The sequence below is a fragment of the Streptomyces sp. AcH 505 genome, assembly GCF_000818175.1.
Lineage (GTDB): Bacteria > Actinomycetota > Actinomycetes > Streptomycetales > Streptomycetaceae > Streptomyces.
In genome coordinates this window covers 5085845-5096896 of sequence record NZ_JTIY01000001.1, presented here as the reverse complement: position 1 = coordinate 5096896, position 11052 = coordinate 5085845, and the positions used below count along the sequence as shown (strand labels likewise).

At 71.6% G+C, this 11052-nt stretch carries 16 protein-coding genes; 8 read left to right on the top strand and 8 right to left on the bottom strand.

Annotated elements, in window-relative coordinates; all coding sequences use genetic code 11:
* Positions 1 to 145 precede the first annotated feature (145 nt).
* From HY68_RS23290 to HY68_RS23275, 4 genes are all read right to left on the bottom strand, one after another.
* Positions 146 to 961, bottom strand: a complete 816-nt coding sequence (locus HY68_RS23290; protein ID WP_041991866.1) for a hypothetical protein — start codon at positions 959 to 961, stop codon at positions 146 to 148.
* A gap of 171 nt (positions 962 to 1132) precedes the next feature.
* Positions 1133 to 1531 (bottom strand): hypothetical protein, encoded by a 399-nt coding sequence (locus HY68_RS23285; protein WP_041991864.1) that lies wholly within the window; start codon positions 1529 to 1531, stop codon positions 1133 to 1135.
* Complete coding sequence (locus HY68_RS23280; RefSeq protein WP_041991862.1) at positions 1528 to 2199, bottom strand: Asp23/Gls24 family envelope stress response protein; 672 nt, start codon at positions 2197 to 2199, stop codon at positions 1528 to 1530. Before HY68_RS23280 ends, HY68_RS23285 begins: the two co-directional genes overlap by 4 nt.
* Positions 2190 to 2777: an RNA polymerase sigma factor gene (locus tag HY68_RS23275; protein ID WP_241778651.1), complete on the bottom strand. Its 588-nt coding sequence runs from the start codon at positions 2775 to 2777 to the stop codon at positions 2190 to 2192. Before HY68_RS23275 ends, HY68_RS23280 begins: the two co-directional genes overlap by 10 nt.
* A 209-nt stretch (positions 2778 to 2986) precedes the next feature.
* Here HY68_RS23275 and HY68_RS23270 point away from each other — a divergent pair, with 209 nt between their 5' ends.
* From HY68_RS23270 to HY68_RS23255, 4 genes are all read left to right on the top strand, one after another.
* Entirely contained in the window at positions 2987 to 3490 is a 504-nt protein-coding gene (locus tag HY68_RS23270; RefSeq protein WP_041991860.1) for an Asp23/Gls24 family envelope stress response protein, read from the top strand.
* An 83-nt stretch (positions 3491 to 3573) separates the two neighbouring features.
* The gene (locus HY68_RS23265; RefSeq protein ID WP_041996889.1) at positions 3574 to 3762 is read left to right on the top strand and encodes a hypothetical protein; all 189 of its coding nucleotides are present in this window, start codon (positions 3574 to 3576) and stop codon (positions 3760 to 3762) included.
* Entirely contained in the window at positions 3759 to 4862 is a 1104-nt protein-coding gene (locus HY68_RS23260; RefSeq protein ID WP_052457150.1) for a DUF6286 domain-containing Asp23/Gls24 family envelope stress response protein, read from the top strand. Before HY68_RS23265 ends, HY68_RS23260 begins: the two co-directional genes overlap by 4 nt.
* A complete protein-coding gene (locus HY68_RS23255; protein ID WP_041991858.1) occupies positions 4846 to 5430 on the top strand; it encodes a hypothetical protein in 585 nt (194 codons plus the stop codon). The genes HY68_RS23260 and HY68_RS23255 overlap by 17 nt, the downstream gene beginning before the upstream one ends.
* A 15-nt stretch (positions 5431 to 5445) precedes the next feature.
* Here the strand turns inward: HY68_RS23255 and HY68_RS23250 are convergent, their stop codons facing one another.
* Positions 5446 to 5994 carry a YciI family protein gene (locus tag HY68_RS23250; RefSeq protein WP_041991856.1) on the bottom strand — a complete coding sequence of 183 codons (549 nt, stop codon included), beginning with the start codon at positions 5992 to 5994 and terminating at the stop codon, positions 5446 to 5448.
* A gap of 75 nt (positions 5995 to 6069) precedes the next feature.
* On the opposite strand from HY68_RS23250, the gene HY68_RS23245 reads away from it, so the two are divergent.
* Together HY68_RS23245 and HY68_RS23240 are read left to right on the top strand one after the other, a co-directional pair.
* On the top strand, positions 6070 to 6663 hold the full coding sequence (locus HY68_RS23245; RefSeq protein WP_041991854.1) for a TetR/AcrR family transcriptional regulator: 594 nt from the start codon (positions 6070 to 6072) through the stop codon (positions 6661 to 6663).
* On the top strand, positions 6660 to 7496 hold the full coding sequence (locus HY68_RS23240; RefSeq protein WP_041991853.1) for an alpha/beta hydrolase: 837 nt from the start codon (positions 6660 to 6662) through the stop codon (positions 7494 to 7496). Before HY68_RS23245 ends, HY68_RS23240 begins: the two co-directional genes overlap by 4 nt.
* Positions 7497 to 7524: 28 nt before the next feature.
* On the opposite strand, the gene HY68_RS23235 is transcribed toward HY68_RS23240, so the two are convergent.
* Both HY68_RS23235 and HY68_RS23230 read right to left on the bottom strand, forming a co-directional pair.
* Entirely contained in the window at positions 7525 to 7935 is a 411-nt protein-coding gene (locus tag HY68_RS23235) for a VOC family protein (protein WP_041991851.1), read from the bottom strand.
* 10 nt (positions 7936 to 7945) lie between these two features.
* Positions 7946 to 8416 carry a helix-turn-helix transcriptional regulator gene (locus tag HY68_RS23230; protein WP_041991849.1) on the bottom strand — a complete coding sequence of 157 codons (471 nt, stop codon included), beginning with the start codon at positions 8414 to 8416 and terminating at the stop codon, positions 7946 to 7948.
* A 206-nt stretch (positions 8417 to 8622) separates the two neighbouring features.
* Here HY68_RS23230 and HY68_RS23225 point away from each other — a divergent pair, with 206 nt between their 5' ends.
* Entirely contained in the window at positions 8623 to 9075 is a 453-nt protein-coding gene (locus HY68_RS23225; RefSeq protein WP_041991846.1) for a Rieske (2Fe-2S) protein, read from the top strand.
* Here the strand turns inward: HY68_RS23225 and HY68_RS23220 are convergent.
* Positions 9062 to 9976: a LysR family transcriptional regulator gene (locus HY68_RS23220; RefSeq protein WP_041991845.1), complete on the bottom strand. Its 915-nt coding sequence runs from the start codon at positions 9974 to 9976 to the stop codon at positions 9062 to 9064. The two genes, HY68_RS23225 and HY68_RS23220, sit on opposite strands and share 14 nt — an antisense overlap.
* Before the next feature lie 74 nt (positions 9977 to 10050).
* Here HY68_RS23220 and HY68_RS23215 point away from each other — a divergent pair.
* On the top strand, positions 10051 to 11052 hold a 1002-nt coding region (locus HY68_RS23215; protein WP_107070210.1), incomplete at its 3' end, for a DMT family transporter.

Below are 11052 nucleotides of genomic sequence, written 5' to 3'. Positions count from 1 at the left end.
CGGCGCGGGCTGCTGCCGGGTGAGTCCCACCGCCAGCAGCAGCCCGCCCACGATCAGCAGGACCGGAATCGTGACCAGCAAAATCGTGCGCCGACGCGCGAACGTGGCGTCCATTCCGCTCCGTCCCTCCTGTCCGGTCCGCTGCTCAGCTGCCCTGGCGGGTGTCGGCGGGACGCATCTTGCGCCGGGCGGCGAACAGCGCGCCGGCCGCCACAACGGCCAGTCCGCCACCGGCGATCAGGCCGGGCGACTCGATGCCCTGCGTGGTGCCGGAACCCGTCTCGACCCCGCCCACGGGCATGGAACCCACTGCCGCGCCCTTGACCATGCCGCAGTCGGTGGGTGCGGTGGCCTCCTGCGGGAGCTTCGGGTCGAGGTCGCTCTTGCCGGCGCCGAAGTCGTACTTCTTGTTGTTGTTGGGGTCGATGCCGTGCTGCACGACGTGCAGGTCCTTGATGTGGTCGGCGACGTCCTGCGACACGTTGATCGTGCGCGAGTACTTGAGGTCGCCGTTCTTGTCGGCGACGGGCATCCGGTCGACGGCCAGACCACTGGCCATGTCCGTGGCGCCCTTGGTGGTCAGCGAGATGTTGATGTTGCCGTACATCGGCACACCCTCACTGGTGGAGACGATGCCGTCGCCGTCCTTGTCGGCGCTCGCGTCGGGGCAGTGGAAGTCCGTGCCCTTGGTGTCGCCGTGGATGTGCTGGGCGTGCGGCGCGCCGGGGGTCAGACCCGAGGACTCGATCTTCACCGTCAGCTTCGTACCGTCCAGGCTGAGCAGCGCGACACCGGTGGCACCGGAGTCGTTCAGGCTGTCCAGGTCGATCTGGTACGTGTTGTTGTCCTGCGCCTTCGTGGTGGTGCCACCGGCGGCGAACGACGGCGCGGCCCCCGCGAGTGTGAGTGCGGCAGGCAGGGCCATGAGTGCGGTGAGGCGGACTGTGCGCTGGGCTATCACGTGAGGCATCCCCTTCGTGCGGCCCACGAACCGTGCACGGGGGCCGCGTTGGTTTCTTGCCTCACATTCGGTGTGCTGCGCTCCGCGGCTTGGTCCGAACACGACATTTCTGTGAATCGCCGTGAGGAAGTGGCGAACGGGCAGGTCGCAGGCGTGCGACGCGGTGCGGTGTCAGACGAAACCGGTGACGGTCACGCCCACTTCCGGGGCCACCGTGTCCGTGAGGCCCGAACCCACCACCGCTTCGGCCACCGCGACACGCACCGCACGCGCGACGTCGACCGCGCGCCGGTTGCGGCGCAGCACGACATGGACGCTGATCGTCCACACACCGTCCGCGCCCGGTGTGCCGTCCGCGCCGTCGGGGGTCCGGCGCTCGACCCGTACCCCGGTGCCGTCGGGCCGCCCTTCGGAGTCGCGCCGCAGCACCGACGGCACCGAGCCGCGCAGCAGTCCGGCGAGGCCGGGGCGCAGGAACGCCACACCGGGCACCGCGAGCGCCGCCGGCGCCGCGACACCGGACAGCCGCTCCTCGACGGGCCGCCCCTTGTCCCGCTCCTGTTGGGTCACCGGCCCGCTCCTTCCCACGTCGCTCCTTCGTCCTGCCCTGCGTCGTCCGCGATGTCCGTGATCGTGACGTCCACGGCGGCGACGCTCATGCCGAGCGCGCTGTCCGCCGCATCCGTGACCTGCTCCCTGATCCGGTCGGCCGTCTCCTGGAGCGGCCGGGCCAACGTGACCACCGCGCTCAGCCGTACCCGTACCGGCCCGCGCAGCGGCCCTCGCGGCGCGGCCGGCGACTCGTCGGCGGACACGGGCAGCGGGCTGATCCGGCAGCTGCCCACCCGTACACCGGGCAGCAGTTCGGCCGCTGCCCGCAGGGTCCTGGCCGCCGCGGCCTCGATGATCCAGGTGTCGTCGCCCGGACCGCCCAGCGGAAGGGTGCGGCCCGGTCGCAGTTCCAGCCGTACGACATCCATGACGCGCGAGGTGAGTGAGGCCGTGTCCGCCTCGTCGAATCCGGTGTCGCGCACCTCTTGTACGGCCCGGCCGAGCTGGGCCAGGTCGTCCAGCGCGGCGGCGCAATAGGGGCAGCCGTCGGCGTGCGGGTCGGGCCTGCCGTCCTCCCAGCCCTCCCACACCTGCGACAGCAGGCGTCCGCAGGGCAGTTGCTCGTCGTCGTCCGCCGGCTGCCGGACGTTCTCGTAGGGGGGACCGGAGTTCGCGTTCACCGCCATGCGCCCATCGCCTCCGTCAGATAGCGCCGAGCGCGGAACACCCGCGCGCGGACCGCCTGTTGGCTGATCCCGACCGTCTCGGCGATGGTCTCGTAGGACGTGCCGTCCAGCTCGCGCAGCACCCAGCAGACCCGCTGCTCGGGTGACAGACCGGCCATGGCCACCGACAGGGCCTGCACCGCCGCGTGTGTCTCGGCGCTCCTGGCCGGGGAGTCGTGGTGGTCGGGAGCGGGCTGCTCGGGCACGGTGTCGAGCGGGGTGACCGGCCGCCTGGCCCGCAGTACGTTCAGACAGCGGTTGGTCACGATCCGGTGCACCCAGGTGCCGAACGCGGCGTCCCCGCGGAACTCGGGGAGCTTGCGCCAGGCGCTGACGAGTGAGTCCTGCACGGCGTCCTCCGCTTCGGTACGACTGCCGAGCAGCCGGGTGGCCAGCGTCAGCAGGACCGGGCCGTAGCGGCGCACCAGCGTCTCGAACGCCTCTTCGTCGCCCTCGCCCGCCCGTACGGCCAGCAGACCGTCGTCATGCCAGGGACGGCCGTCACCCGCCGCCCGTGTCGTGCCCAGGTCCCCGGACAACACGGCTCCTTTCGCTCGCCTCACCGTGTTGGACACCCGGCGGCCGGGCGTGTGACGCGGCTTTCGCACACTATCCGGCGGCGGCGTACGACAGCGGTCGTCCGAACAACCCGGGGAATGCGCGTCACAACCCCGTGGAAGGCGTGTCGAAGTAGGTGAGGGCACGCAGGAGTTCCCCGCCGCCCCGCCCGACCGACCGAGGAGATGCCATGACCACGGACCTGTCGCCCGCCGTGCCTGCGGCGAGGAGCACGGAGAAGAACCAGAACGCGCAGAACACCACCACGCTCAGCGGGGGCGGCACCGGCCCCGCCGAACCGGCGGCGACGCGCGGCAAGACGGCCATCGCCGACCTCGTGGTGGTCAAGATCGCGGGTACGGCCGCACGGGACATCCCCGGCGTGCACGACATGGGCGGCGGCCTCTCCCGGACGCTCGGAGCGGTACGCAACCGTGTCCCGGGCGGTCGCCCGAACGTGGGACGCGGCGTGAAGGTGGAGGTCGGTGAGCGGCAGACCGCCATCGATCTGGATCTGGTGGTGGAGTACGGCGTGCCGATCACGGACGTGGCGCGTGACGTACGGGAGAACGTGATCGCGGCCGTCGAGCGGATCACCGGTCTTGAGGTCGTCGAGGTCAACATCGCGGTCAACGACGTACACCTGCCGGAGGACGACGACGCGGACTCGGCGTCCGAGGCCCGGGTCGCTTAACCAGGCCGCTGTTTCGAGAACCGCACGTGTCCCTTTTCGACAACCGCACGTGTCCCCCGCACATGACGACGGTGAGGTGAGTGGTGAGCAGAGCGACAGTGGGTCTGATGGTGGGTATGGCGCTGGGCTTCGCGGGCTGGTTCGGCGGTTTCGGCGCGTTCCTCGTGGTGGCCGCCCTGGGGGCGGTCGGCTGTGTGGTCGGCCGGCTCCTCGACGGCGACGACTTCGATCTGCGCGAGTTCCTGAACTCCGGTCGCAGGGGACGCCGATGACGACGCCCGGTGACCGCGCAGGCACCGCCGCCGGCGCCGCTGCGGCCCCCGGCGAGCGCGGTACGACGACGGTGGCCGACCGCGCGGTCCGGCGGATCGCCGAGCGGGCCGCCGGGGAGGCACTGCGGCCCGGCGCGGTACGGGTCGCCCACGGGTCCGTCTCCGTGCAGGGCCGGCGGGCGCATGTGGCGCTCGACGTCGCGCTGCCGTATCCGGTGGGCCTCGACGATGCGGGCGACCGGATCCAGCGGAGGGTGGCCGAGCGGACCGGTGAACTCACCGGCCTCACGGTCACCCGGACCCGGATCCGCATCCGCGGGCTCGACGGCACACCGGACGAGCCCGGGGCGCAGGGCCTCCCGAGCCCTCGGGGCCATCAGGACAGCGCATCCGTCAACGCCGACACCGGCACGGACACCGGCACCGCGGTGCCGACCGCCCGGCGGCCCTGGGCCCAGCGCCGCACACCCATGGTGCTGCTCCTGCTGGCAGCCGCCGCGGCCTGCGCCCTGCTGCTGTACGACGTCGTGGCCGTGCACGCGGCGAACCGCGCCGCCATGGGGTGGCGGACGCGGCTGCTGGACTGGCTCTCCGGTCACGGTCCCGGCGACGCGGTGGTGACCGGGCTCGCTGTGCTGATCGCGGTGGTCGGACTGTGGCTGCTGGTACTCGCCGTCACGCCGGGACACCGCCGCCAACTCCCGCTGGTCACCGTCGAACCCGGCCTCCGCGCGGTGCTCGACCGTCCGGCCGTGGCCGTACTCGTCCGTGACGCGGTCGGCGACGTACCCGGCGTCACCGAATGCCGGACCCGGGTCGGCAGACGGCGGATCCGGGTACGGGCCCAGCTCGGGTTCGGCGACCGGGCGAGCGCCGAACAGGCCGTGACCGCCGCCGCGTCGCGGGTGCTGGACGGGCTGAGCCTGCACCGCCCGCTGCGGCTGCGGGTGGCCGTGAGCGCGGAAGCACATGCCGATCTGCCCCCCGACCGTCCCGCGCAACCCCCGTCCACGCAAACCCCGCCCACGCCCACGCCGGGGCCGACACCGATGCTGGAACTGACCGGGAAGGGAGCGGATCCCGATGCGCCAGGTGCGTAATGTGACGAACCGGATCGCCTTGGCGTGCGCGGGCGTTGCCCTGCTCGTCGCCGGTCTGTTCCTGCTCTCCGCCGGATCCGCCGTACGGTCACGGCTCCCCGCCTGGTGGCCGGTGCCCGGCGCGGACACGGCGCTCGTGGACCGGCCGGGCCTTGAGCGGCTGCGCGAACACACCTGGTGGACACCGGCCGTGCTGAGCGGGCTCACGGTGCTCCTGCTGCTGCTCCTCTGGTGGCTGGCAGGACAGCTCCGTGGCGGTGGCCGTCGTCCGATCCCGCTGACGCCCAGGGGCATCAGCCTGCGCACCGGAGCACTCGCCCAGGCCATGGCCACGCGGAGCGCCCAACTGCCGGGCGTGGCCCGCGCGCACATCCGCCTCCGCCACGGACCGCGCCGGCTGCGGGCCACGGTCGACGTCGTGCTGGAGCCGGACGCCGAACCCGCGGCCGTACTTCACCGGCTGTCGGCCGAAACCCTCGCCCAGGCACGCGAGTCGGCGGCTCCGCGCTCCGTCGACGCGGCCGTACGCATGCGGGTGCGGGCCCACCGGGAGCGCCGGACCCGCTGACTCAGCGCCCGTTGGTCACGACCGGCCGCCGAACTGCCAGCGGTGGACCTCGATGTCGGCGTACCGGTCGGACGTGAGGACGGCGCGCGCCGTGGCCGGGTCCGGTGCGCGCACCAGCGCCGCGGTCCCCAGCCAGTTGGCGCCGTCGTCGGACAACAGCGGCCCGTACGCGATCAGTTCGTCACCGTCATCCGGTACGTCCAGGTCGGCGGCGGGGCCCGTACCGAGGCCGAGCACCAGATACCGGTTGCCCTCGGCCGGGCCGCCGGGGAAGCCCCACATGGTGCGGCCCAGCAGATTGCGCCAGCGGCGCAGCAGCACGTCCCGGTACACGCCGGCCTGGTAGCCGGGCTCGTCGAAGGCGAAGGCACGGGCGGCGGCCGGGTCCGGCAGGTCGAGGACGTGCACGCTGCCGGTGGGCGTGTCGCCGTCGTCGGCGAGCGTCGGGCCGCGGGCGATCATCTCCTGCGCGTACCGGTCCATGTACGACCAGTGCTCTTCCAGCAGTTCGTCGCGCAGGGCCAGGGAACCCGGCCGGTCGCGGTGGTGGCAGAAGTACTCCATGGCCTCAGTATCGGCGTTGCCCTTCCTAGGACCTCTAGGTTATACCTAGGAGTGTTAGGAAGACGAGGAGGACACATGGTGCGGGCCGGTCTGACGGTGGAGCGGGTGACGATCGCGGGCGCCGAGCTGGCGGACGAGGTCGGGCTCGATCAAGTGACCATGTCGCAGGTCGCGCGGCGGCTCGGCGTGAAGGACGCGAGTCTGTACAGCCACGTCCGCGGACTGGAGGATCTGCGCGGCCGGATCGCGCTGCTCGCCGCGGACGAGAAGACCATCCGGATCGCCGAGGCGACCACCGGATGCGCGGGCAAGGACGCACTGGTCGCTTTCGCCAACGCCTGGCGCGCGTACGCCCACGCGCATCCCGGCCGCTACATGGCGACGCAGACCCCGATCGAGATCGACCCGGAGCTGGTGGCCAAGGCGGCAGGACCCCGGCGCGCGGTGGAACTGACCTACGGCATGCTGCGCGCCTACGGGCTGCCCGAACCCGATCTGACCGACGCGGTACGGCTGTTGCGCAGCACGTTCCACGGGTTCGTCGCGCTGGAGGCCGCCGGCGGCTTCGGGCACGAGCGTCCGCCGCAGCAGTCCTGGGACCGCGCCCTCGACGCGCTGCACACCCTCCTCGAACACTGGCCGACCGCCCCGGAAGGAGCTCCCTCATGACCGGCCCGACCACCGGCAGCCTGCGCGTGCACGGCGCGACGCTCCACTACGAAGTGCGCGGCGACGGCCCGCTCCTGCTGCTGATTCCGGGCGGTACGGGCGGGGCGGCCTCCTTCGACGACGTCGCCGACGTCCTGGCCGCCGAGTACACCGTCGCGACGTACGATCCGCGCGGCATGTCGCGCAGCACGCTCGACGACCCCGAGGCCGAACAGAGCGTGGCCGAGCACGCCGACGACGCCTTGCGGATACTGGACCTGCTGTCGCCGGGCGCGCCCGCCCGGGTCTTCGGCGCCAGCTCGGGCGCGATCGCCGGGGTACACCTGCTCATCTCCCACCCCGAGCGCGTCGAACGGCTCGTGGCGCACGAACCACCGCTGGTGGAGGTCCTGCCGGACGCCGCCGGACATCGCGCGCTCGTCACCTCCGTACGGACGGCGTTCCGCACGGAGGGACTCGCGCCTGCCATGGCGGTGTTCGCGGCAGGACTGAAGAAGGCAGACGACTCCACCGGGCCGAAGCCCGAGATCAAACTGCCACCGCGGGCGGCGGCGCGGGTCGAGCGGACGATGGCCGACATGCCGTTCTTCGTCGGGCGCATCGTGCCGGAATTCATGTCCTACGCACCGGACATGGAGCGCTTCGCGGCCGTGTCGGACCGGTTCGTGCCGGCCTGCGGCGAGGACTCACGCGGGGAACTGCCCTACCGCCCCGCCGCGTTCCTGGCCGAGCGCTTCGGCACGGAGCTGGTGCACTTTCCGGGCGGCCACGTCGGACTGACCACGCACCCCGCCGAGTTCGCCGAGCGCCTGCGCAAGGTGCTCGGCGACTGACCGGCAGCGGCGACGGCCGCATCCGCGCCTACGGCTTGGGCGCCTGCGAGATCCGTACCGTGTTGCCCGACGGGTCGCGGAACGCGCAGTCGCGCGGGCCGTAGGACTGGTCGATGGGCTCCTGAAGGACCTCGGCGCCGGAGGCCAGGACCGTCTCGAAGGTCGCGTCCACGTCGTCGACGCTGAAGACGATGTTCGGCAGGACGCCCTTGGTGAGCAGTTCCTGAAGGGTGTCGCCGTCGGCCTGGGACCGTCCGGCGTGCGGCTCCGACAGGACGATCTCAAGGCCCGGCTGAGTGGCGGAGCCGAGGGTGACCCAGCGGAATCCGCCCGACGCGACGTCGTTACGCAGCTCAAGGCCGAGTGCGTCCCGGTAGAAGGGCAGCGCTTCGTCCGGATCGTTGACGGTGATATGGCAGTACTGCAGTGCGATACTCATGCGGGCAACGCTAGTCGGCGGCTTTCGGACCCGCTTCTCGAATCCTGCTCACGTCGTTGCGAGCCGCCATATTCCGGGGTGCCGCGTTTCTGACCGGCCGGGTGCGCACCATCGCCACACATGCCGGCATCGCCGTCACGGCCTGGTGGTCACGGCTGCGGTACGCGCTCGGCGACTCGCCCATGATCTCGGTGAAGCGGGAGCTGAACGAGCCGAGCGACGTACAGCCGACGGCCATGCACGCGTCGGTCACGCTCATTCCGGCGCGCAGCAGCGCCATCGCCCGCTCAATTCGGCGGGACATGAGGTATTGGTACGGCGTCTCGCCGTAGGTCGCGCGGAATTGCCGGGAGAAATGGGCGGGTGACATAAGGGCGTGCCGGGCCATCGTCGGCACATCCAGCGGACGGGCATATTCCCGGTCGATCAAATCCCGCGCCCTGCGCAGATGCGCCAGGTTGGCGAGATCCTGCGAATCCATAGGACGAGATTACCATCCGGAGCGTAAAGAAAGCCTCTGGCCAGCGGAAACAACCATTCGGATGCCGTGGCGGGGGCGGAGCCTGCCGGTCCGCCGGTGGCTCCTTCGTAAAAAATCTTCGGATGCTTGAACATCGCAGCATCTGCGCCCGTACCCCCTGACGACCGGCCGAGACGCGGCCGTATGCGAAAAAAGGGGACCCAGGTATGACGGCAACGCGCGGAACAGCAGGCGTGGCACGCAGGACCGTCGTCGCGGCGGCCGGCGCGACCGGACTCGGCGTGGCGCTCGCCGCTTGCGGTTCGGACAGCGCGGACGGGTCGTCCGACGCCGCCGAGAAGCCGGACGCCAAGGCGCCGGCCGAGGGTGGCGGTGACGTGCTCGCGAAGACGGCCGACATCCCGGAGGGCGGCGGCAAGGTCTTCGCCGATCAGGGCGTGGTGGTCACCCAGCCGACGGCGGGCCAGTTCAAGGCGTTCTCCGCCACCTGCACCCACCAGGGCTGCAAGGTGAAGGACGTCTCCGACGGGATCATCCACTGCCCGTGCCACGGCAGCCAGTTCAGCGTGACGGACGGCAGCGTCAAGGGCGGTCCCGCGACCAAGCCGCTGCCCGCCGAACAGATCAAGGTCGCGGGGGACTCGATCACTCTCGCGTGACGCCGGGCGCACTCCCGGCCTCCGTGAGCGCCGCGACCGCCGCCCTGATCGACGGGCGGCGGTCGGCGTCGGTGCGCCACACCGCGTAGATGTGGCGCCACATCTTCTGCCGTACGGGTACGACGACGACGCCGTCCGGCACCGGGCCGCGTCCCAGCCTCGGCGCGACACAGACGCCGAGTCCTGCGGCGATCAGCGCGAGCTGGGTGTGGTGCTCCGCCGCGAGATGGGCGATCCGCGGCTCGATGCCCTTCGAGCGCAGCGTGAACATCAGCCACTCGTAGCAGAACTCGCCCTCCGGCCAGGACACCCAGCTGTCGTCGGCGAACTCCTCCAGGTCGACCTCGGCGCGGCCGGCCAGCGGATGGCCGGCGGGCAGGGCGACATCGGCGGCGTCGTCCAGCAGTCGCGCCGTGGCGAGACCGCCGGGCACCGGCAGCCGCTTGTTGTTCCAGTCGAGCACGACGGCGAGATCGAGATCCCCCCGGATCACGCCGGTGATGCCCGCCTCCGGTTCGATCTCCGTGGACCGCACGCGCAGTTCGGGGTGCGAGCGCGCCAGCGCCACCAGCGCGGCGGGGAACAGCCCCCGGGCCGCCGTCGGGAAGGCGCCGATCCGGACCTCGCCGACCGCCTGGCCGCGCTGCGCCTCGATGTCGGCCTGGGCCACCTCGACCTGCGACAGGATCCGCGCCGCGTGATCGGCGAGGAGCTTTCCCGCGTCGGTGAGCCGGACCCCGCGCCCGTTCTTGGCCAGCAGTTGCTGGCCGACCTCCCGCTCCAGTTTGGCCATCTGCTGCGAGACCGCCGACGTCGTGACATGCAGCCCGCCGGCCGCGCCGCTCACCGAGCCGTGCCGGGCAAGGGCGTCCAGGGTGCGCAGCCGCTCCAGATTCAACATGTAAGCAATGCTAAGGGAACGGGTGGATTAATTCTCACTTGTTCTACGAGATGGCAGGCGTCATCGTTACGGGCATGAGCATCGCCCTGCCGCCCCGCCGCAAGCCGGCCGCCCCCTCGGCCCCGCCCACCGCAACGACCCGACCGGCCCTCGACTGGCGTATCCGGTTCGGCGTGCTCTCGCTCATCTGGGGCTTCAGCTTTCTGCTCATCAAGGTCGGCACCCGTGGCTTCGCCCCCTTTCAAGTCACCTTCGGCCGCCTGCTGTTCGGCACGGCGGTGCTGGCCGTGGCCCTGGCCGTACGACGCGAGCGGCTGCCGCGCGGCGGGCGTACCTGGGCGCATCTGACCGTCGCCGCGCTTCTTCTCAACGCGCTGCCGTTCTCGCTCTTCGCCTACTCGGAGCTCACGATCCCCTCGACGCTGGCGGGGATCTGCAACGCCACGTCGCCGCTCTGGGGCATGGTCCTGTCGCTGGTCGCCCTCTCCGAGGACCGGCCGACCCGCCGCCGGGTGGCGGGACTCGGTCTCGGCTTCCTCGGTGTGCTGACCGTGCTCGGCGCCTGGCAGGGCTTCTCGGGGCTCGATGTCACCGGTACGGCGATGGCCCTGCTCGCCTCGCTGTGCTACCCGATCGGCTGGATCTACGTACGCCGCACGCTCGGTGGCAACAGCAGCTCACATCTCGCGCTGTCGGCGAGCCAGTTGCTGCTGGCCACCGTCCAACTGGCGGTGGTCCTCCCGTTCTTCACGAGCGTGCCGACGTCGCTCCCGGTGGGCCCACTGCTGGCGGTGATCGTGCTGGGCGCGCTCGGCACCGGCTTCGCGATCCTGCTCCAGTACGGCATCGTCGCCGAAGTGGGCCCGACCACGGGCCAAATGGTCACCTACTTCATCCCGGTCATCGCGACGGCCGCCGGTGTCACCCTGCTGCACGAGCCGCTGAGCTGGAACACCCCGGTCGGTGCGCTGGTGGTGGTCGCGGGCGCCGCCCTCACCCAGAGCAGACAGAGCAGACGCGGGGCGCCCGCCATCGGTACGACGCCCGCCGCCCGTACGACCGGAGCGGATCAGCCG